Here is a 21,251-nt window from a genome sequence, read left to right as displayed (position 1 = left end):
GAATATTTGTGAGGTGTCTCGCCTGTGAATTAACCATGAATTATTGCAATTTCAGGGAATAGTTCAATTGGTTGTAGGTTTATTCCAAAATGCCTCGAGAATGACGATTACTTCATCGAGCCGTCAGAAGCTCGACGCCCAGCCTTAGTCGATGCGGTCGAAACAGGTTGGCCTGGTGTCCGATTGCCAGGTTCGACGCGGATAGTTCCCATCATTCCCTTGTCTTCATGTTCGAGAAGATGACAATGGTACGGAAACGTGCCGACAGTGTTGGAGTCCCGAAAATCCACGCGGACGCGAATGCTGGGATAGGCGAGGAGCTGGCCCTTGGCGTAAGGCACGTTGACCGTGTCGCGAAGGAAGTTTTCGTTCACGGCCCTGCCCATGTACTCGACCAGCAGGAAATGAAGCTGATGAATGTGAAATGCGTGCAGTTCCTGAGAGCGGTTCTCGATGATCCAATCCTCCACAGTTCCCTGCTGGGCGACGATGTTGGGGACGGTCGAGCTCATGTCGAACATCTTCGGCGTTTGCCCTTCTTCCGTCAGATAGAACTCGACGGCGCTGGTAGGATCGTTGGGATCGACCAGCTTTTCCGAGAAGTACAGCCGGCGGACACGTACCGGCGCTACCTCTCCCAGCCACGTTCGATCAGGCGGAGCAAGCGGAGGGGGTGAAGCGGCCAATGTCGATCGAGGCTCCGGAGCATCCGTTGCGGGAACGATCTTGGCCAGCATCCGATTGGGATCGTTCTCTCCGCCCGGGCCGGTGTCCACAGTGCGAGTCACGAGCAATCCGGTTTCGCCATCGGGAGGTCCTTGCACGATGAATTCCACGCGGGCTCCGGGAGGAACTCCGAGGTGGGTCTGCGAGTTTGCCGCGCCAACCTGACCGCGCAGCCCGTAGCCGATCGGCACGCCATCCATCGCGATGAGTCCCAGCGGCTGCGGCGTATGTCCGATGAGGACTTCAAGATTCAGATAAGTGATCGCCGAGGCGTTCAAAACCCGCCATAACTGCCGCTCTCCCGGCTTCATCCGAATCTCGGCGGGCGGATAGTCGGGATAAGGAACGGGCACATAGTTGATGGAGAGATCCTTGGCCGGCTTGCCGAAGCCTGTGCCGTTATTCGCAGCGTCTCCGTCGCGGTCGATCATGAACTTCGGCACCACCGGCTCGGACTTCGCCGGCGGCGCATTGGGATTGACGAGATCCTGGTCGCGAATGATAAATACCCGCTCCGGCAGTCCGGCTGCTTCCTGCTTGGCGCGCTCGATGCCCTCGACAATCAGCGCTCCGGATGCGCCACCCAGCAGCTGCTGCTTGCTGAATCCGTGAATATGCGGGTGATACCAATAAAGTCCCGGCGGCTCATCGTCGGGAATGCGGAAGCGATACTCGAAGGACGGGTCGCCGGGCTGGAGCGAGGTCTTCAGAACATCGTCCTGATGGCAGGTGGGAGGGATGGTCAATCCGTGAAAGTGCAGGTTGGTGGAAACGAGGCTCATGGTCATTCCACCGGTGCATAATCCAGCGGCCTGAGAAGGCGCGTGCGCATGCGACGCGTCTGCTGAAGCGTGGGAGAGATCGGTCATCGCATCGCGCAGATGGATGACGACCGTATCCCCGGGATGCACGCGCAGGTTGGGAGACTCGCGTCCATCGCCGTCAGTGAAGCAGTAGCGAGTGCTTCCGTCGCTTTGGGCAACATTAAGGGCAGTCAGGCTGATTTCGAGAATCCCATTCTTGCTGCGCAGGTCGGGAGGCTCGCTAACGACGCTGCCGGCTGCGGGGCGAGCGCATGTGTCCGCAGGCGATGCCGCGGACGATGGCGATGCATAGAGCGGCCGATGGCAAAGGGTAAGAGACAACGCGCTGACCGCTGCGAGAAGAAACTGGGAGAGGAGAATTCGTCGAAAGGCCCGTGGATCGATAAAACGCTTCATGGGAAGCTCGCTGACCATAGATCCAATGTATGCGCGGACCACGTTAAAGCAGCGTGAATTGACCCGGAAACTACCAGACGCAGGCCGCCGCAGCCTCAAGCCGTTCACGAGTCTTCCGTGGCTGCAGCGCGTAATTTGGAAAGGATCGGCCGGCGTCCTCGATCGAAATGTCAGCATCGCCAACCATTACTAAGGGATTGTGCTTCACCGCCAGCGGTCATACCATCGTGAGCCAAGAGAATTCCAGGAGAAAAGGTATGCTCAAGGCAGACAAACTACTTTACGTTTTTGTTCTCAGCTTGTTTTTTGCAGCTGCTTCCAGCGCATGGGCTCAGGCTCCGGTTGTGACCATCGATGCGCAACAGCATGGCGACCTAGCTGCAGCGCAGGAACAGATTGTTCAGGCCTATGCACAAATTGTGCAGGCACAGCGGACCAATGCTGCTCATCTCGGCGGACATGCGCAGCGCGCCAAAGAGTTTTTGAGTCAGGCAAATGAAGAGCTGCAGTTCGCAGCTGATCAGGCCGACAAGAACGGAAATGCATCGGAGTTCGCGCCGCCGACTGCGGCAGCTGCACCGGCGCCGGTCGCGGCTCCTCTCGATCTATCAGGAACCTGGACCATCTTTGCATACAACACCCGGGAGCCGGGGTCATCCCTCAAGACAATCGAGATCAGCCAGATCGGAAATATCATCTCTGGCAAATTCCACGGGCCGCATCAGCACGGCAAGCTTCAGGGCTGGGTCAACGGCAATCACATCGAGTTCAGCACCGACACGCGCGAGGTGCTCACCTTCCGCGGCGAGATTACAGCGGAAGGCATGTCGGGCATGTACGGAGTAAACGGTCAGCACGCACCCTGGAAAGCAGAAAGGACGAAATGAATCACCCCGCTCCCCTGCTCCATAACTTCAAGATGACTGCCTTGAAATTGCTGGCGCGTTGAATACCGACCACCGGCTACTTATGCGTCATAACAGCCTGTCGCTGCAAAGATAGGCGGAGCTATGCTGAGCCGATCAACCGCGTGCTTGACGAGTCCTTGCACCTCGAAGGATGAAACGCCGAGAAACTTTGCGACTTCTGCTTCCGATGAACGAATGATCAATCGCAGCATGAATGCCAGGCGGGGACGATCGGGCAAGCTGCCGATAGAACAAGGCTGAAAAGACCCGTTGTCATCGTCCTCTCTGCGCGCATCCGACAACACCGCAATCGCCTCGGTGATGAGGACGTCTCTTGCCTGAGTGTAAGCAAGTGATGGAATCGAAGATTCGAATGCCGTGATATCGAGCTTCGCCATCGTGCGCGCGAATGTATCTTCGACCAGCTTGCCATCGGCCACGAGATACCACGCCAGCGTTGCGAATTCATCCAAATACTCGAGCATCAGAAAGCACCACGATGCGCTTGCCGGTGATGGGATAAAGGATACAGACGCGAAGGAAGTTGCCATGGTGTTTACTCCTGACTTTTTTTATGGAGAGGGCTAATGTCTATCGACTGCTCAGATCCTTCCGCCAAACGGTATGCGGAGCGCAGAATGCTTCTCTGCGCCCCGTACACAGCTCTTAGCGGTAGGCTGGGTCCTGCACAACAAGGGTCATCGTTACATCGTGCGATGCTATGCCCGTGGTTCCGGTGACAACAGCGGTGTAGGTTCCTGGGGGAACCGATTTCCCGTGGCGATCAGGAGTTTCTATACCGGAAGAATTTCGATCAACCAATTCTGTATCGAACCGCACAATGGCAGTGGAGGACCGGACGCTCTGGATGATCGCAACGGGAGGCACGATACAACGGGGCAAGACAACGTTGCCAGTCGGACCGCCGGTCACCTTACAGCTGAGACTGACACCGCCGCTAAACTGGTCCAGTCCCTGCAATTGCAGGAATGCCAATCCTGGATCTCCGGAATGAACGGTCACATTCTGGGTGGTTGCCGCAAGTGTGAAGTCTTTTGTCTGCTCGGTATAACTGACGAGTGGTGCGTAGGACGATTGATAGTTGGAGTCGCCTGCGTAGATCACTCCGAATTGGTTAGTGCCACCATAGAGTTGGGAGCCTCGGAACGTAAGGGTGGCTGTTGATGTTGCTCCACTCGATGACGGGGTCAAGGAAAATAGATACGGGGGGATCAGTGTTCCTTCGTCGAAGATCACGAAGAATCCCGATGGCGGAATGGTAGCTCCTTTGCCGCCAGAGACTGAGACGTTGAGCGTCAGGACGGTTGATGGTTCGATCGGTCCAGAGCCGGAACTGGAGGTTAGTGTGGCCGTGGTGAAGGAAGGAAGCTGCGCTCTGGCGCCCGCAACGGTCACACTTTCTCCGGATAAGACGGAGGGTTCCCAATTTTGATCTCCGGAATAGGAGGTCTCGATGGTGTAACTGCCAGCGGGGAGGTTGGTGAGAAGAACCGATGCGTAAGAAACTCCGCTTCCCGGTTCGAAATCTCCACCGAGTTGCGGCCTCAGGGTCACGACCTGCGGCGGCAGATTACCCAGAGTGAAGGTCACTTCTCCGGAGGGCGGTGCGCCGCCTCCAACTCCACTCACCAATACTTGGTAAAGGAAGGAGGATCCAATATTGGTGGAAACTGGTTGCGTCTCAATTGAAGTGATGACCGTTGACGCCCGGATCACCGTGAAATTGAGTGGACCAGCTGGAGAAGTTTGCGACGTGGGCAGATAGCTGGAATCGCCGCTGTAAGCGTATTGGAGGCTATGCCTGCCCGCGGGGAGCGCGATAGTTTGATAAGAGCTTGAGCCGGTCACGTCGATGGCATTCGTTGAAAGCGGAACTCCGTGGTCAAAAATGGTGGTAGAACCGGTGGCCGGTGTAACGGAGGCACCTGCTGCGGCTTTGCTCCCTGTGATCTGCAGATCGACGACGAAAACGGTGTCGGAAGGATAGGCTGCTCCTTCCGCAATCGGTCCGAGATCCGTTAATACAGGCGTGCTGCCCGGCTTCTCAGGTGTGATCGTGGAGCTCGGGTAAGAGACCGCATAGGCATGCGTGGTGGGGCGAATGACGCTTCGTTCCGGGCTGATAGTAAAGGAAAGGGGCGCCGATTGGCTTCCGCTGTATGTTGTGTTCCCGGCATATTGTGCGGTTAACGAGTAAGTTCCTCCCGGAAGCAGGTTCGTGGTTACAGATCCATCTCCTGCTGCGTTGAGAGTGACAGTGCCGAGGCCCCGGGAAGCATACTGTGGAAGGCTTGTGAGGAGCGCAACATTTCCTGTTGGCGTGCCACCGTTGCGATTCCCCGTGACGTCTGTATACAACGTGACAGGCTGGCCATGAGCGAGCACGGTGGACGAGGCGCCGAGAGCGGTACGAGTATTTTCGAAGGTGAGCCGATCCCAGTCCGCCACTAACTGATTCACGTCCACCGAACCAAGGCCGCTGGCCAGATCATAGCCGGGCGTTGTATCCCAGCCGCCGATCGAGTATGTTCCACCGGAAGCGTCGGGAACGCACTCAATGGAGAACTGAGTTGTGGGGCTGCAAGGTGCGTCGTTGCTACCCACCACCACATCGTGAAAAGCAGCCGGAAACTGCTGCGCCAAAGGATAAAGTACGGTATTCGCCTGTCCCTGCGGTCCGTAGCGCTGGTTTACCAGGGCCATGACACCTGCGAAGACAGGCGCGGCCGCCGAAGTTCCACCGATCTGACTCACTTGTATCTGGGTCCCACTGAGGGTGTCGCTCGTGCAGTCACCCGGTGATTCGCAGACTACATAGGAGCTGCCGTTATCGCCATTGGCTGCGAACATGGAAATATCCGGAAGGTCCCGAACGCCGTCTGCGAGTACACCTGGACCGGATTGCCAGGCGGGTTTGGAGTAACCAGCATACTGTGCGCAATCGAAGACTGCTGTGCTGCCACCGATGGTTGTTGTGATGCCGGTAAGCGGATCGCTGCCAGAGCCGGGGATAGCGCAGGCGCTCTGGCCGCCACCTCCGCCGGCGGCCCCACCTAAGTCGCCAAGGTTTTTCCCATAGATGCTGTTGTTCCACGGCTGCTCGGGAAGTGACTGCAGCAGCGAGCCGTTCTTGCCATCGTTGGTCTGGCTCCAGAAATTGAAGACTGAACTCAGGCCTCCCGGATAGTAGAAGTCAGTGCCACCGACCGCGATATTCCATGGCGTGGAGGCTAATCCATTCACTTGCCGCCCGAATTCAGCGAACGCAATCCCTGCGCTGTCACAACCGGCAGAATCGGAGTCACCGCTGGATACCATAACCGTCTGCCCTTGAGCCGCGGCCTGTTCCCATTCGCTGTTGTAGAAAGCATTGCCGAACGGAGCGTTGAGGGCTTCACAGCTGCCGAAGCTGATGCTGAGCACGCTGGCCGAGTCGTCCTCTACCGCGCGCACGATCGCCAGGCTGAGTCCGTCGCTGTAATCGCTCCCCCCGAAATGTACAAGCGGATGGTGGCCTGCGGCGCGATTGCTCCTGAGATTTCAACATCCAGATAGGCTTCGCCCGAAGCCCCACTCACGCCGGGATCATTCCCATCAACCACCACCTGTGGCAGGTTTGGATTCAATGGATTTGCATCGAGCTCGAAGAGTTTGCGATAGGCCGCTACCAGGTTGAGATCGATGTTGCTCTCGTTGATGATCCCGATGGTCTGCCCGCTACCGGTCACCCCCTGGTTGTAAAGGGGTGTGATGTCGTACTGCGTGGCAAGGTCTTCCGGCGCGAGGCCGAGGTTATAATTGGGCACCGAAAGAGTGAACTGTGGCGTGAGTTGATGGTTTTTCGGATTGAGCTCCGCGGTACCCATCAGGTGGGAAAGCGGTTTGGGGTGGAAATCGTTCAGCGGTCCCACGGCGGCAATAACCGGGCTCAACGCCGCGGGGATCTGCAGTTCCGATGAGTTCGCGTGATGCACCTCTCCGTTGACGGAATAGGCATGGAGCGAGGTGTGGAGGGCTGAACCAACCTGACCAGCCGTGCCTGAGAATTGAATGACATTCTTTCCGGAGGGCATCTTCTCAACCTTCAGACCCTGCGACTCAAGCCATGAGACGACCGCGCTTATATCGGAATCAGCCACGCCGAACTGCTGACCGAACTGTGCCGTTGTCAACCATTTGTGGTAAGTGGGAGAGCCCTTGCGATGCACCTCGCTCAGAAACTGCTGCAGCGCTTGCTCCTGCTCTGGAGGACGCTTCAGCAGCAATGTGATTCGTCCGGTTGGCGTGTCATTCGAGACAGCGCCAAGGTCGATTGCGCCGTGGCGCACCAGCGGATGTACCGAACCCTTCAGAGGCGTGACGAATCTGGTATCTACCTGCTGCGTAACCTGGGTGGCCGCTTGACCATGCGTCAAAGGCGCTGAAAGGGCTGCAAATAGAGCGACGAGCAACATGCGCAGCAACATTTGTTGCAATCGGGGTGCGTAAGACAGGGACATCATTTTTCTCTCCCGGTCGTGCAATGGTGGGATTTAGAAGCGGAATGCCTCATAGTCTCCCCGCTATGCCTGATAAGGCACAAGCCTCATCGGGATTGAATAGAGCCACCTATTTTGCACAGCTATGAGGCACTCCCAATCCAAGGAAGGGCGCGCAGCCGCGCTACTGCATTGACGAGCGCTGGTCTGCGGCCCGTTCCTACTATGTTGGTGGACAAGCCCCGACAGGATTAGCTGCGGGGAGGAATAGAGAGGAGATGTCTGCCGAATATACGAGCATCCACCGAATATGCCCCAGGCCCCAGAAGAGCAACCGCGCCGCCACTCAGAATTGACATGGCTACGTGAAAGCCATTGCTCCCGCCGGTTTTGAGGAGAATCGCAAATTGAAGGATGCAGCAGAGAATCGATCCGTAGGGTGTGAGAAAACCAACAACCAGAGAAGCGGCGGGCAGTAGAAAGACCACCAGCCCGAGCGAAGCTACCGTTACCCAACTTGCCATTCCGTCCACAACCAGGGTGGCAGCTACTGAAATCCGCAAAATCAAGAGAGCGGCGCCTGATGTTCCCGTAGGAAACATGGAGAACAGTCTTTGCACAACTCCGAGATTAGTGTTGCAAAAAAGGTGGAACAACCCCCATAAGAAGGGTTCACGGGCAATCCTTTTGGATCGATGCCTAGGCCCGCACTCTGGCATATGATAGGCGTCACAATATTTTTCTCCGTCCCAACCTCATGCGCCCAGCCCGGAAAGCGGTCATCCCTCAACTCGAGTTGCTTGTGGATCTGCTCACGAACCTGGTTGGGCTTGCGCTTCTTTGCGCTCCTGCGCTCGCGCTGAATCCCGATCGGAACATCTCGCAGTATGCACACTCCGCCTGGCGCATGCAGGATGGATTCTTCAACGGCAGAGTCAACGGAATGGCGCAGACAACCGACGGCTACCTGTGGTTCGGAACCAACACCGGGCTGTTGCGCTTTGATGGGGTTCGCTTTACGCCCTGGGCACCCGCCGATGGGACGAGGCTGCCGCATAGTGATATTCATGCCCTGCTCGGTTCACGCGATGGAAGTCTCTGGATTGGTAACCGGGACGGTTTGTTTCGCTGGAAGGACGAGAAACTGACTCGCGTTTCCCATGTTCCCGGTCCGATCGGAGGCGGGATCGTCGAGGATGGCAAGGGAGTCATCTGGGCTGCACGAAGCGCCGATGATACTGCCGGGCCAATTTGCCGAATAAGCAACGAGCGAGCGCGGTGCCTGACTGGAGCAGATGGTATTCCAGCCGGCATCTCGGTGATCGAATCCTTGATCGAGGACGCAGCGGACAACCTTTGGATGGGCACTAACAACCTGTTGCTCCGCTGGAAAAATGGTTCGCCGGCAATCTATAAGCCGCAGGGGCTTGAATCCAACAGCAGCATCGGAGTCGACGGGCTCGCCGCTTCACCAGATGGGTCCCTGTGGGCCGGAATGGCTGTGCCCGGCCATGGCCTGGGTCTGGAACATTTGATCGATGGAGCCTGGAAGCCGCTTCTCACGCCACAATTGGATGGCAGCACTCTGGATGTCACTGACCTGCTCCTCGATCGCGATGGAGCTCTGTGGATTGGGACCGCGGACCAGGGAATCTACCACTACTATCACGGCAGGGTCGATCGATTTCGCAGAAGCGACGGGCTCTCGAGCGACTTCGTTTCCCGCTTCTTTGAAGATAAAGAAGGCACGGTGTGGGTGATCACCCCTCAAGGTGTCGACAGTTTCCACAATCTGAGCGTTGTGACCTGGTCGGCTCGCGAGGGGCTTACAACGGACAACGTCGTCTCGGTAGCTGCGGCTCACGATGGCACGGTCTGGATTGGCAATGCCGGAGGCCTGGACTCGATCAAAGATGGCAACGTGTCATCGATTCGCGCGGGCAAAGGTCTGCCAGGCAATCAAGTGCGATCGGTGTTTGAAGATCGTGAGAATCGGCTTTGGGTTGGCGTCGATAACGATTTGACCGTGTTGCAGAATGGCCATTTCAGAAAAATAAGCAGGCCGGATGGTTCTTCCATTGGACCGGTCAGAGATATCACCGAAGATCCGCAGAACAATCTATGGATCGAATCGGGATGGGACAAAGAACTTCTACGGATTCGTGATTTCAAGGTAGTGGAACAGTTTCGCCTGCCGGACATCTCTTCGGGGCGCGAGCTGGCAGCCGATGCAGAAGGCAATCTATGGCTGGGCCTCAAGACTGGGGATCTCGCACGCTTCCGGGACGGACACACCGAGGTGATTCACTCTCCACTGGCCGCCGGCACCCGCATACGGCAGGTAGTAGCCAACCCGGACGGATCTGTGCTGGCCGCGACGACGGCTGGAGTGATTGCATGGAGAGATGGACAGCAATCTACTCTTGGAACGCGTAATGGTCTTCCATGCGATGGAATCAACGGCCTGATATGGGATTCACACAGAAATCTTTGGCTGCATACCGCCTGCGGACTGGTTGAGATAGAGCAAGCAGAGCTGCAGCGATGGTGGCGGCATTCGGAAAGCACAGTACAGTTCAAATACATGGATGCGCTTGATGGCGTGCTGCCGGGAAACGCCTACTACCAACCAGCTGCCAGATCGAAAGACGGCCGCTTATGGTTTGCAAATGGCAGCGTCCTGCAGATGATCGACCCAGCCAATCTGATCCGAAACCCAATCCCTCCTCCAGTGCATGTGGAGGAGATAGTTGCGGATCGAAGGAATTATCCCGCAGATGGACTGGCCAGGCTTCCACCGCTCACCAGGAATTTGCAGATCGACTACACGGCGTTGAGCTTCGTCGCCCCGCAAAAAGTTCGCTTCCGCTATCGTCTGGATGGGTACGACAAGGATTGGCAGGATTCGGGGACAAGAAGACAGGCATTTTATACAGACCTGCCTCCTGGCAACTATCAATTCCGAGTGATCGCCTCGAATAACGACGGGGTATGGAACGAGAGCGCCGCAACAACCTCGTTCTACGTCGTACCCGCGTTCTATCAAACCTCGTGGTTCCTCTTTCTTTGTGCGATTGCCGCCGTCAGCGGTTTGTACATGATCTACCTGATCCATCTGAAGCAAGTAACCCGGCGCATACAGGAGCAACTAGCAACCCGTGTAGAAGAACGGGAGCGGATCGCACGCGAACTTCACGATACCCTGCTGCAGGGCTTTCACGGGCTCATGCTGCGGTTCCAATCTGTATTGAAAAACATACCGCCTGAAGCTGCCGCGCGAAGAATGATGGAGACCGCCCTCGATCGCGCGGACGAGGTGTTGCTGGAAGGAAGGCAACGCGTACATAATCTTCGCGAAGAAGGTATGCCGGGCAATGGACCATGGGAAAATCTGGCGCGTTGGGGAAATGAACTTGCCCAGAGCCGTGACACCAGGTTCACCGCGGCAATCGTCGGTACTCCTCAACCTCTTGACCCTGCGGTATCCGATGAGGTCTACCAGATCGGGCGCGAAGCACTAAACAATGCCTTTCTCCATGCCTATGCGAAACAGATCGAGATGGAGATCACTTACGATCGCAAAAGCGTAAGGTTAGTTGTTCGAGATGACGGTGCGGGGATGGACAATGAAATCCTCGAGCGCGGCCGCTCCGGCCATTGGGGCTTATCCGGCATGCGGGAGCGTTCTCAACAAATCGGCGCGCAGTTGAATATCTGGAGCCACGGCGGAGCCGGAACGGAAATAGATCTGTTCATCCCCGCGAAGGTCGCTTACCGGCAACCGCATAAAAAATCGGGCTGGAATGAGTTCAAGCGGCGCGTAGCAAGACAATCGGAGTAGATACTATGACCAAAACGATAAAGGTTTTTGCGGTGGACGATCATCCTCTTCTGCGCGAAGGTATCGCGGCGGTTATTCAGGGAGAACCTGACATGGAGCTGGTAGCCGAGGCAACCAATGGGCAGGAGGCGATCGAAGGCTTCCGCATACACCGTCCGGATGTCACATTGATGGATATTCAGATGCCCGGCATGGATGGCGTCGATACGATGAACGCCATACGCAGCGAATTCCCCGGATCCCGCTTCATCATATTAACCACGTATCAGGGGGACGCTCAGGCACTGCGCGCGATCCGGGCCGGCGCCGCAGGGTATCTCTTGAAGAATATGCTGCGTAAGGACTTGCTGGACACCATCCGAGTCGTTAACAGTGGAAAGCGTGTCATTCCTCCAGTCGTCGCGGCGAAGCTCGCCGAGCACCTGGGCGACGATGTGCTCTCCGATCGTGAGATCGATGTGCTGCGAAGCGTTGCTGCCGGAAATTCAAACAAGCTTATCGCGGAAAAGCTTGCGATTTCCGAAGCTACGGTCAAAGGCCACATGAAGAGCATTCTCTCGAAGCTCGGAGCGAATGATCGCACTCACGCAGTCACAATCGCGCTGAATCGAGGCTTCATCCAAAACTGATTCCCTCTCGACTTTAGAAAAGGCTGTGTTGAGAATTTCGTACGGGCGATATAGACGAGTGTTCGAGCTGAGTCGTGGCGGCATTCAGGGCGCAATACACGGCGGATGCCCTTCGTGCGCCAGCGCCCGGACACAAACAGACCGCCTAGCACGTACAAGATTTCACAATTGCACCGGGCAGAAGCCAGCTTAAATTTCTCTTCTAAGAGACGGGGCGGAATCGATCTTCCAAACCTAGGACAGTGCGGCGAATCCCGTCCTCGAGGTTAGTTTTCGCTTCCCACCCGAGTGAATGAATACGGCTGACATCCAAAAGCTTGCGCGGAGTTCCATCAGGCCGCGTCGTATCGAAAACCAGCTCGCCATCGAAACCTACTATTCTGCAAACCAACTCCGCCAACTCGCGGACTGTCAGATCTGTGCCTGAACCAACATTAACGAGCGGCGGTGCTTCAGAGGTCAAAAGACTGTTGAACTCCGCGTCAGGCAGGTTCATCAGAAAGATGCACGCCTGCGCCAGGTCATCGCTGAAGAGAAATTCCCTGTGTGGTTCACCTGTTCCCCAAACAGTAATACTGGGTTGTCCTGAAGCCTTCGCCTCAATTGTTTTTCTAATCAGGGCCGGCAGCACATGGGAATTCGTAGGGTCAAAGTTGTCATTCGGACCATACAGGTTGGTAGGCATGGCAGCCACAAATTGTGTTTTGTATTGCTGGTTGTATGACCAGCACATTTCGATGCCCGCGATCTTGGCTAGTGCATACGCTTTGTTCGTGGGCTCAAGCGGCCCGGTCAACAAATACTCTTCCTTGATTGGCTGGGGGCAAAGCTTAGGATAGATACAACTCGAGCCGAGAAAAAGCAGACGCTGCACTCCGCAGCGGTAGGCGGCATCGATTACGCTGGTCTGAATTTCAAGATTTTCGCGAATGAAATCCGCGGGATATGCACGGTTGGCAGCGATACCACCAACTTTTGCCGCCGCGAGAAAGACATAATCAGGACGTTCTCGCTCAAAAAAAAGACGGGTTGCAGTCCTGTCCGTCAAGTCTAATTCGAGCCGTGATCGAAGCAGAACGTCGTGATAACCCTGGCGCTCCAGCTCGCGGCAGATGGCGCTGCCTACCAACCCACGGTGCCCCGCTACAAAGATTTTTTCGGAGCTCCGCATCAATAGCTCTGCACCTCAGGACTCATGAAAATTATACGCAGTGAAGCCATGACGCTTCACAAGCGCATCTCGCTTCGCTGACTCGAAATCGGCTGCGACCATCTCTTGAACGAGCTGAAGAAAGCTGGTTTGAGGCTCCCAGCCCAACTCTCGCTTGGCTTTCGATGGATCGCCCAGCAGTGTTTCGACTTCAGTAGGACGAAAATAACGCGGATCTACTGCCACGACCAACCGATTCCGATCATCGTAAGCGCGTTCGTCAACACCGGACCCCTGCCAATGCAACTTGAAATCGAGCATGCCGGCGCTCAGGTTCACGAAGTCCCGCACACTATGTTGCTCGCCCGTCGCAATGACATAATCTTTTGCTTCTTGCTGCTGCAGCATCAACCATTGCATTTCTACGTAGTCGCGTGCGTGACCCCAATCGCGCAGCGCATCAATATTGCCAAGAAACAGCGTTTCCTGCAGGCCGGCTTTAATGCGCGCAAGGGCGCGCGTAATTTTTCGCGTCACGAAAGTTTCCCCGCGCATCGGAGACTCGTGATTGAAGAGAATTCCGTTACAGGCATACATGCCATAAGCTTCGCGATAATTGACCGTGATCCAGAAGGCATACATTTTGGCGACTGCGTAGGGTGACCGCGGATAGAAGGGCGTGCTCTCTTTTTGAGGAACTTCGCGAACGAGACCGTAAAGCTCAGAGGTCGACGCCTGATAAAAGCGGGTCTTCTTCTCCATGCCGAGGATGCGGATAGCTTCAAGGAGACGCAGAGGTCCAAGCGCATCGCAATTGGCGGTGTACTCGGGCTCTTCAAAGGAAACTTTTACGTGACTTTGCGCCCCCAGATTATAGATCTCATCCGGCTGCACTTTTTGCACGATATGAATCAGCGAAGTGGAGTCGGTGAGATCGCCATAGTGGAGGATGAAACGACGCCCTTCAATATGTGGGTCTTCGTAAATGTGATCGATACGATCGGTGTTGAACAGTGAACTCCGGCGCTTAATGCCGTGAACCTCGTAACCCTTTTTGAGCAGGAAATCGGCGAGATATGCGCCATCTTGACCCGTTACTCCGGTGATCAGAGCTTTCTTCAATGATTCGCACCTCTAAAAGTTTTGGAATTAGTGCAATCTATTGGCAGAAACCGGGCCGTCGTTTAAAACCGCAGCAGACCACGCCTTTTGACGCGGCCCATCAAGTGGCTTCTATCGGAACATAACATTGTGCTTGTAACAAGTGGGTAGGCGTAAGCAGAGCGATTTTTGGTACCAAATTCCAGAGAATTACTACTCTATGTCAGGTATATCCTGCACTCTTTGTCCAGCATCTCTAGACTAGCTTACGAAACGCTCCCACCTTCAAGATTATGAACAGACCATCCCGGATTTGTTCGTTCTGCGAGTACAGTTTTTGCTCACGTGAAGAATGTCGGCTATTGCCAACATTCTTCGCCACTTGGAAGGTCAGCGCATCCTAGTAGGCCATGTGCGGTGCTTTCTGCGGTTTCCCCAGCCTGAGTTACAGCCTGCACGAACGCTCTCACTTAAAGGACATGCCATGCGACTTCATCCATCGGTTTGGGGAGTAATAGTTAGCGTAGGTTCAGCCGCATCCTTAATCGCTGCTCCTTTGGCTCCCGCAGATCCAGCCGCCGTTTCCCTCACCTCCACATTTTCCGTCACGTCTCCGACGGAGATTCCTAACGACAAGCTCAAACCCGGAAGCTACTCCATTACTGTTGTCGATCACCTTTCTGATCGCATCGTGCTGCGCGTCGATGACGCCAAGGGAAAATTGCATTCCACCTTCCTCGGAGTGCCGAATTCCGGGCTGAGCAGCGGGGTCGCAGGTCCTATCTCCTGGAATTTGTCCTCCGATCACGAGGGCGCTCTGCGCGGCTTCTCATTCCCTGGGGGTGGCGCGGTCGAATTTGTTTATCCCAAAGACCAGGCTGTGGCGATTGCCAAGAAGAGCGGCGGAACGGTGCCCGCCATCGATCCTGCCTCCGAAGGAATGGTCGTGAAGGACAACACCCTCTCGAAGGAAGACATGGCGATGGTCACACTCTGGACCCTCACGCCGACAACGGTTGGACCGAAGGATGCGACGCAGCCGGCAATCCAGGCGGCACGCTATCAGGCACCGCAGACCGCTCAACCGGCGCCGCCCCAGGAGGTTGCGCAGAACGAGCCCCCTGCAGCTCCGCCTGCACCCGCACCCCAGTCTCTTAGCGTGAGGCGCAAGCCGGTGCTGGCAAAGTTGCCGCACACTGCCAGCAACCTGCCGCTGATTCTGATCGGTGGTCTGTTGTCGCTCTTCGCGGCTGGAGTTTTGAGTTTTAGCCGCCGTGCAGATGATGCTGCCTGAGAACAGGCCTAAACACAGAGGCCGCCAGGTTGCGCGTGCAGCGCAACTGCTGCTGACTTCAGCCGGCCTGCTCGCAATGCTCTATTGCGGGTGGGCCGGCTTGCAGATGCACGCGTCGCAAAAGGCCGCGGCTGCGATCGGGCAGCCTTCACAGTCCTCATCCCCTTCTCGGCCCTCATCTCAAGACGCGCGGGAGGAGATCGTTCCCGCCGCGAGCCTGGGGCCGGAGGGCGATCCTACCGCTGTGATCGGGCGGATGGAGATTGCACAGATTGGTCTCGCTGTACCGATTACGGCGGATATCACGAAAGAAGGATTGCTGCGCGGAGCCGGCCATGTACCCGGAACGGCGTTTCCAGGGGGGCTTGGCACCATGGGCATCGCGGGCCATCGCGACACCTTCTTCCGCCCGTTGCGGCAGATTCGCGCGGGCATGCAGATCAAGGTGACCGGGGCCGGAGGCGCTTACTGGTACCGTGTCGACTCGACAGAGATCGTCGATCCTGATGAGGTCAAAGTGCTGAACATCGCCGCGCAGCCGATGCTGACCCTCATCACCTGCTATCCCTTCAACTACATTGGCGCGGCGCCGCGGCGTTTTATCGTACACGCGCACCTGCTCTCGGCTGCTCCCGATAAAGGCTAGTTTTACTCTGCCGTCGGTCAGCCATGTGGCACGTCAGGAGCCGGCGTTCGGGCTTTCTTTTATCTTGTGCTCGTAGGCGTAGTAGGAGCCGTAGTAGTCGTATCTGCCTTCCTTCGACGGATTGAAGTCGTTGAGGATCGTCCCGATGATAGTTACGTGATGCTGCTCAAGAACTTCGCGCGCACGAACCGCGTCTTCACGAGGGGTAAAGTCGGAGCGAAGTACGAGGATGGCGCCGCTCGTGTTCTGAGCGAGGATGTGGGCGTCATCGCTAGGACCGATGGGTGGCGTATCGACGAGGATTATGTCGTAATCACGCGCGAGGCGCTCCACCAGCGCGCCGAAGAGCATGGTAGGAAACAATTCAGCGATCTGTTCCCTTCCGCTGCCGGCCGGAATTACGCAGAGCTTAGGAAATACAGTAGCCTTGCAGTAGAGCGAGACGGCGCTCTCGAGATTCACCTCGCCTCGCAGGATATTTCTCAGGCCAAGCCCATTGGGCACCCCGAGCGTGCGATGGAGACAGGGTCTGCGCAGGTCGCCATCGATGAGAACCACCCGCAAGCCAGATTTACTGAGGGCTACGCCGAGGTTGGTGGCGATGGTGCTTTTGCCTTCGCCCGTGCCGGGTGAGGAGACGATATAGACTTGCCGTTTCCTTTCAGGCTTGGCGAGCAGGATGGACAACATCGCGTTGCGGTAAGCTTCAGCGGCCAGAGAGAAATCCTGGTCCCAGCGTGCGGTTCTCAGAGCGGCTGATGGAGATCTCGTATGCGAAGGGGCAAGCGGGTGAACAGCCTTCCTGTGCGGCAAGAGCGGCTCTTTCGTTGCCGCAGGAATCACGCCCAGCTCCTCTACGCCAAGCAGCTTCGTGCTTTCGCCGGGCAGGCGCAGCACAGCTCGATTGCGGTCCTTGAAGAAAGCCAATCCTAAACCGACGCATGCACCGAAGGCTGATCCAGCAACAGCAAAGGGCAGGCGATGGGGATAAACCGCAGACCGCGGAGTTGTGGCCCGCTCGACCACGCGCACAAATGACGTTTGAGCCGCAGAGCTGAACCCTGCTTCTCTGGCATGCTCAAGCAATGCCTGATAAAGCTGCCTGCCGTTTGCGACTTCCTGGCGCAGCTGTTCCTCCGGCGTGTTTTGCGAATTGGGCGGCTGCCTCGACTCAAGTGTCCGCAGGGAGAGGGTAAGGAGATCCTCGCGATGCTCTGCTGCCTCGTATTGGGCCTGGAGGCGCTGCATGGCCGCTTCACGCTCCGCGGAGATTTCCGCTTCGACACGTTTGATTTCCGCATTCAGACGAAGACGCTTTGCATCCTGAGTGCGCGTCTTGGACGGCATCTCGTTGAGGGCTATCTGCAGCTTGGTCAGACGAGACTGGGAGGCTGCATAGGCCGTTGGGTCCGCGATCTCGGAGGTATCGCTTGAAGTGGCAGCCTGCATCTGCGCCCGCCGGGCCATGCGCTCGGCCTGCGCTTTGATCAACTCGGCCTGCAAATGCTGGAGGAGATCCTGACCAGCGTTAGCGGCCGTCTGCGGCGAAGTGTAACGATCCCGGCCGGTCTTCTCTTTCTGTCTGCGTTCCGCGTCTTTCAACCTGGCCTGGACGATGGCTGCCTCACGTATGAGCAGGTCGCTGGTCATCGTAGCCATTGCCCCGCGACTCTGAATGTCTTCGCGTTGGACTTCGGCGGTCAGCATGTTGCAGTACTTTGCTGCGAACTCCGGATTCCAGGAACTACAGCTCACCTCGATCATCGGCGTACTCCCCACTCGCCAGCCGCGCATACTTCTTGCTGACTGATCGATGAGGGCTGAAAGCGGAATGGAATCTTTTCCGCCGATTTGAAGCACCCGCTGTAATCGCGAGAGCCAGTCTCTACGCTGAACAGGTACCGCCTGCGGATCTTCGATCAAGCCTTGTTCGACACCTGCTAGAGTTTCATTGCTCCCGACGAGTCTGATGTGAGTTTCCAGACTGACGGTGGATGGAGGAGTGTCCGAATGATTGGCGGCGAAAGCTGGAGACTGGACCTGAAGGAATACGCGGGCTCGGTAGACTGGCTGCAGGGGAAGCTGAATGAGAATTCCAGCGAGCAAGCCTGCGACTGCCCAGAGCAGGACGAGGCGATGATGCCGAAACATAGTAAGACGGCCTTCGGCGACCAGCCTGAGGACCGCCGATTCCTGCACCGGATCTTCTTGCGATTCCTCAGCGCCGTCAACAAGTTCGATATCGAGTTCGCTGGCAAGATGCGGTTGACTGTTTCCCGTATCCCATGCCGATAGTTTCATCGCAGAGCCTCGATATTTCTGCGTCGGAAAGAGACGCGGCTGTTCAGGATCGAGCTGCAATTCTCAACTTGCCACCCGGGAGCCGCCATGGCGGTGGCGTGTCCATGATCGGCTTGAGTCTTGACAACAGGCGCGTTCGGCCGATGTGGTTAGAAGCTAAATATCGCGAAAGAGATCCGAGAGGCTGATCCGCAGTCCCAAAGCAATGACTTCCAGAATAGGAAGAGAGATCGATTTGCGGCCGCGTTCGACATCGCTGATATAGCTCCTGTCGATCCCGAACTTTTTAGCCATACCCGATTGTGTGAGGGAACTATTCCGCCGCAGCTCACGCAGCCGCCTGCCAAAGCGACTGCTGACGTCATTCGCCGGAGCAGGGACGACAAGATCGCGATGAGCAAGTGTCTTGTCTGCGCTGACTCCGGGGTTTGCCTTCGCTTCAGCATAGGGACGAGTCTGGGATGCGTGCGGCCAGCGATCGAAGCTGGATGCGGGCGTAAAACGGTGAAGCTGCGATGGCGAATTCATAAGTCCCCTTTTAAACCGGATGCTTGACGTTCTTTACTGCCGTGCCAAATATCTAGTTGCCGGTAGCCATCGATCGGACCGGGGTGCCTTGCCCGCGCGTCGTGCGCCGCGGGATGTTATCGGTTGCAATCGATTGTATGCACCCACATCAAGAAAGGTTGACTTGAAAGTAATGTCGTTCAAGCTAATCGGACGCGAATTTTGGTGTAAGTAAATCAGCTAACGTAGTAACTAACCATGGTTTTACGGACGGCTTTGAGACGGCTTCCCAGGTAATCGGGCAATATGTAAAAAGTAACCGGATAGTATTTCCGGGTCGGAATTAGCCTCCCTTTTGGCCCGCAGGTGATTGGGTCCGGAGCGGCTTTTCCGAAGAATTTTTACTTCGGCAAGTAGTGTGAAATCCAACAACGAAGCCGATGCGTCCAGAAGAACGTTGTTATGCCATGAAGCTTCTCAAAGGTTCTGGTTTTTTGCATACTCCAGGCGTTTATAGTTCCTGTACAGCTCGATCGAATCGCTCCGGCTTGGACCCTGATAGCTCGGGTCCAGATGATTTCTCAAATCCCGGTTACAGGTTTCTCTATGAAACTCAGATCGCTTCCTCCATTGGCGGTGACGGGTCTTTGCCTAGCCTTCGTAATGGGAAGATGGTTGACTGCCCAATCGGGGCTTTCGATCACATATGGGCCGTCGGGAGTGCAACGGCTCGTTTACAACAGCGTAGTACTTGAAGATCTGGCTCAAAACCCATCCGATGCTTTCCATATATGGCACATGAAGATGACCGACCTCTCAGGCAAAGTCCTTTCGGAGGGACAGTATGGATGGGGCGAGAACAACGACGGCAAGAGTTGGAACTCCAGTACTAATACCTGGACCTACCGTTTTGAGTGGGGCGAGATCCAAGTGAAGTTTGCGCAGAAAGGCGCGAACCTGGATATGACTGTGACGGAGATGAACCGGGCCGGGTCGGGTGTGATTCTCGACGGAGCAGTGATCTATCCCTTCGCGCTTCACCTGCCGAAGTTGCCTGCGAGCTTCGGCAACCCCAGCTACCCCCAGCTTGCTTTCAACACGACAGGGCCGAGCGTTACCGTTGCCGACTACGGATCAGGACAGGTGACGGCCGCCGTTCCGGACGCGACTTCTCCCCTGTACAGCGGATTTTTGCCGGCCGGAAGCGGGATCGCTTACTCTCCGATCATCAGCGGCACGGCGCCTGATGGCCTGGCGGTGTTTCAGCCTCACAACGATCGCACGGTGAAGCCTAACCAGACCATTACATTCACGGTGTCGCTGAGGTTTGCTCCATCCGGAACATCAGCGGTGAAAGTGGCTTCGGATGTGTTCGCGAACTGGGCCAAGGCATGGCCCGCGACACTGCATTGGAATGACAGGCGAGCGATCGGCACGGTCTTTCTAGCCAGCTCCCCAGCGGGAGATCCACAAAAGGCCGGGGGATTTCCTAACAATCCGCGCCGGTATTTCGACGACGATACCGCTTCGGACTTCGATGTGAGAACAGCGGCCGGGATTGCAGCGTTCCAGGCTCGCATCCTGCAACAGGCTTCTGACAACGTCGCGAATCTGCAGAAGATGGATGCTCAGGGCGCCATTACGTGGGACATCGAAGGCGAAGAATATCCGCAAAGTACGAGTTATGTCTGTGAGCCTGACAACATCGCGCAGATCGCTCCGGAGATGGAGACGACGATCACCGATCGCGCCTCGCCTTATAAGGGGATGAAACTCGACGATGCCTACTTCAAGATCATGACGAGCGCCGGCTTTCGTGTAGGCGTCTGCGTGCGGCCCCAGCACTTTACTCCCGGTGCCGGCGGGACGGCGCAGCAGGTCTATCTTCAGGACACCGAGACTTTCAGCGAATTGCTAGGCAAGATGCGCTTTGCCCATGACAGATGGGGAGCGACCCTGTTCTACGTGGACTCGAGCGTGGAGCAGGATGGCGCGATTCTCGACGCGGATATCTTTCAAAAGCTCGCCGCAGCGCTGCCCGATTCACTGATCATGCCCGAAGAGGCCACGCCCAAGCACTATGGATACACGGCTCCATTTCTCAGCTTTATCGATCATGGCGATCTTGGGACCGATCCGATCGTGCGAAGCTATTATCCGGATGCGTTCAGCGTCAACATGGTCAACGATGTCGACGCCGAGAAACTCGCGGCTGCCGAATCCCAGCTTGTGAACTCGGTCAGGACCGGCGATGTGCTGATGGGACACGCGGACTACTGGCAGGCGAACGATCCCACGATCGTCGCAATGTATCGGAGTGCGGGCACGTGGAAGCCCAGCCCGGCGGATTCGTCACACTAGAGGCTCAGGGTGAACTGCCGATCGACGCAAGCCTCCCACGCATGGGATCTGATGCCGCCGACTGTAAA

The 21,251-nt window shown here is 56.5% G+C and carries 16 protein-coding genes; 7 read left to right on the top strand and 9 right to left on the bottom strand.

What is annotated here, in order from left to right:
* Positions 1 to 107 precede the first annotated feature (107 nt).
* Entirely contained in the window at positions 108 to 1,946 is a 1,839-nt protein-coding gene (locus XX99_RS07415; RefSeq protein ID WP_082125344.1) for a multicopper oxidase family protein, read from the bottom strand.
* A gap of 257 nt (positions 1,947 to 2,203) precedes the next feature.
* Between XX99_RS07415 and XX99_RS07405 the strand changes: the two genes are divergently transcribed.
* On the top strand, positions 2,204 to 2,833 hold the full coding sequence (locus XX99_RS07405) for a hypothetical protein (protein ID WP_050058743.1): 630 nt from the start codon (positions 2,204 to 2,206) through the stop codon (positions 2,831 to 2,833).
* A gap of 80 nt (positions 2,834 to 2,913) precedes the next feature.
* On the opposite strand, the gene XX99_RS07400 is transcribed toward XX99_RS07405, so the two are convergent.
* From XX99_RS07400 to XX99_RS07385, 4 genes are all read right to left on the bottom strand, one after another.
* The gene (locus tag XX99_RS07400) at positions 2,914 to 3,405 is read right to left on the bottom strand and encodes an RNA polymerase sigma factor (protein ID WP_050058742.1); all 492 of its coding nucleotides are present in this window, start codon (positions 3,403 to 3,405) and stop codon (positions 2,914 to 2,916) included.
* A gap of 115 nt (positions 3,406 to 3,520) precedes the next feature.
* A complete protein-coding gene (locus XX99_RS07395; protein ID WP_050058741.1) occupies positions 3,521 to 6,328 on the bottom strand; it encodes an Ig-like domain repeat protein in 2,808 nt (935 codons plus the stop codon).
* Positions 6,316 to 7,377 (bottom strand): S53 family peptidase, encoded by a 1,062-nt coding sequence (locus tag XX99_RS07390; RefSeq protein ID WP_082125343.1) that lies wholly within the window; start codon positions 7,375 to 7,377, stop codon positions 6,316 to 6,318. The genes XX99_RS07395 and XX99_RS07390 overlap by 13 nt, the downstream gene beginning before the upstream one ends.
* A gap of 227 nt (positions 7,378 to 7,604) precedes the next feature.
* On the bottom strand, positions 7,605 to 7,877 hold the full coding sequence (locus XX99_RS07385) for a hypothetical protein (protein WP_156185848.1): 273 nt from the start codon (positions 7,875 to 7,877) through the stop codon (positions 7,605 to 7,607).
* A gap of 278 nt (positions 7,878 to 8,155) precedes the next feature.
* Between XX99_RS07385 and XX99_RS07380 the strand changes: the two genes are divergently transcribed.
* Together XX99_RS07380 and XX99_RS07375 are read left to right on the top strand one after the other, a co-directional pair.
* On the top strand, positions 8,156 to 11,194 hold the full coding sequence (locus XX99_RS07380; RefSeq protein WP_184084675.1) for a sensor histidine kinase: 3,039 nt from the start codon (positions 8,156 to 8,158) through the stop codon (positions 11,192 to 11,194).
* Between the two features lie 5 nt (positions 11,195 to 11,199).
* On the top strand, positions 11,200 to 11,823 hold the full coding sequence (locus XX99_RS07375; protein WP_050058737.1) for a response regulator: 624 nt from the start codon (positions 11,200 to 11,202) through the stop codon (positions 11,821 to 11,823).
* A 202-nt stretch (positions 11,824 to 12,025) separates the two neighbouring features.
* Here XX99_RS07375 and XX99_RS07370 read toward each other — a convergent pair whose 3' ends face one another.
* The gene (locus XX99_RS07370; RefSeq protein WP_050058736.1) at positions 12,026 to 12,994 is read right to left on the bottom strand and encodes a GDP-L-fucose synthase family protein; all 969 of its coding nucleotides are present in this window, start codon (positions 12,992 to 12,994) and stop codon (positions 12,026 to 12,028) included.
* A gap of 15 nt (positions 12,995 to 13,009) precedes the next feature.
* On the bottom strand, positions 13,010 to 14,095 hold the full coding sequence (gene gmd / locus XX99_RS07365; RefSeq protein ID WP_050058735.1) for a GDP-mannose 4,6-dehydratase: 1,086 nt from the start codon (positions 14,093 to 14,095) through the stop codon (positions 13,010 to 13,012).
* Between the two features lie 463 nt (positions 14,096 to 14,558).
* Between gmd and XX99_RS07360 the strand changes: the two genes are divergently transcribed.
* The gene (locus XX99_RS07360) at positions 14,559 to 15,368 is read left to right on the top strand and encodes a hypothetical protein (protein WP_156185847.1); all 810 of its coding nucleotides are present in this window, start codon (positions 14,559 to 14,561) and stop codon (positions 15,366 to 15,368) included.
* Positions 15,355 to 16,014, top strand: a complete 660-nt coding sequence (locus XX99_RS07355; protein ID WP_050058733.1) for a class D sortase — start codon at positions 15,355 to 15,357, stop codon at positions 16,012 to 16,014. Before XX99_RS07360 ends, XX99_RS07355 begins: the two co-directional genes overlap by 14 nt.
* 33 nt (positions 16,015 to 16,047) lie before the next feature.
* On the opposite strand, the gene XX99_RS07350 is transcribed toward XX99_RS07355, so the two are convergent.
* Positions 16,048 to 17,778: a polysaccharide biosynthesis tyrosine autokinase gene (locus tag XX99_RS07350; RefSeq protein ID WP_184084678.1), complete on the bottom strand. Its 1,731-nt coding sequence runs from the start codon at positions 17,776 to 17,778 to the stop codon at positions 16,048 to 16,050.
* Positions 17,779 to 18,024: 246 nt separating this feature from the next.
* Between XX99_RS07350 and XX99_RS27655 the strand changes: the two genes are divergently transcribed.
* Positions 18,025 to 18,309, top strand: coding sequence for a hypothetical protein (locus XX99_RS27655; RefSeq protein WP_184084681.1), 285 nt, complete (start codon positions 18,025 to 18,027; stop codon positions 18,307 to 18,309).
* A 162-nt stretch (positions 18,310 to 18,471) separates the two neighbouring features.
* Here the strand turns inward: XX99_RS27655 and XX99_RS26605 are convergent, their stop codons facing one another.
* Positions 18,472 to 18,843 carry a helix-turn-helix domain-containing protein gene (locus XX99_RS26605; protein ID WP_082125341.1) on the bottom strand — a complete coding sequence of 124 codons (372 nt, stop codon included), beginning with the start codon at positions 18,841 to 18,843 and terminating at the stop codon, positions 18,472 to 18,474.
* 654 nt (positions 18,844 to 19,497) lie between these two features.
* Between XX99_RS26605 and XX99_RS07340 the strand changes: the two genes are divergently transcribed.
* Positions 19,498 to 21,183, top strand: a complete 1,686-nt coding sequence (locus tag XX99_RS07340) for a hypothetical protein (RefSeq protein WP_050058731.1) — start codon at positions 19,498 to 19,500, stop codon at positions 21,181 to 21,183.
* Positions 21,184 to 21,251 lie beyond the last annotated feature (68 nt).

It is taken from the genome of Silvibacterium bohemicum, from assembly GCF_001006305.1.
GTDB lineage: Bacteria > Acidobacteriota > Terriglobia > Terriglobales > Acidobacteriaceae > Silvibacterium > Silvibacterium bohemicum.
This window is presented reverse-complemented; position numbering and strand designations above follow the sequence as displayed.

Excerpts from the sequence above, each read along its gene's own strand:
- XX99_RS07350 (WP_184084678.1), bottom strand. The coding sequence starts at position 17,778 with ATGATCGAGGTGAGCTGTAGTTCCTGGAATCCGGAGTTCGCAGCAAAG.
- XX99_RS07405 (WP_050058743.1), top strand. The coding sequence starts at position 2,204 with ATGCTCAAGGCAGACAAACTACTTTACGTTTTTGTTCTCAGCTTGTTT.
- XX99_RS07370 (WP_050058736.1), bottom strand. The coding sequence starts at position 12,994 with ATGCGGAGCTCCGAAAAAATCTTTGTAGCGGGGCACCGTGGGTTGGTA.
- XX99_RS07375 (WP_050058737.1), top strand. The coding sequence starts at position 11,200 with ATGACCAAAACGATAAAGGTTTTTGCGGTGGACGATCATCCTCTTCTG.
- XX99_RS07390 (WP_082125343.1), bottom strand. The coding sequence starts at position 7,377 with ATGATGTCCCTGTCTTACGCACCCCGATTGCAACAAATGTTGCTGCGC.
- XX99_RS27655 (WP_184084681.1), top strand. The coding sequence starts at position 18,025 with ATGATTGGCGGCGAAAGCTGGAGACTGGACCTGAAGGAATACGCGGGC.
- XX99_RS07400 (WP_050058742.1), bottom strand. The coding sequence starts at position 3,405 with ATGGCAACTTCCTTCGCGTCTGTATCCTTTATCCCATCACCGGCAAGC.
- XX99_RS07415 (WP_082125344.1), bottom strand. The coding sequence starts at position 1,946 with ATGAAGCGTTTTATCGATCCACGGGCCTTTCGACGAATTCTCCTCTCC.
- XX99_RS07360 (WP_156185847.1), top strand. The coding sequence starts at position 14,559 with ATGCGACTTCATCCATCGGTTTGGGGAGTAATAGTTAGCGTAGGTTCA.
- XX99_RS07355 (WP_050058733.1), top strand. The coding sequence starts at position 15,355 with ATGATGCTGCCTGAGAACAGGCCTAAACACAGAGGCCGCCAGGTTGCG.
- XX99_RS26605 (WP_082125341.1), bottom strand. The coding sequence starts at position 18,843 with ATGAATTCGCCATCGCAGCTTCACCGTTTTACGCCCGCATCCAGCTTC.
- XX99_RS07385 (WP_156185848.1), bottom strand. The coding sequence starts at position 7,877 with ATGGCAAGTTGGGTAACGGTAGCTTCGCTCGGGCTGGTGGTCTTTCTA.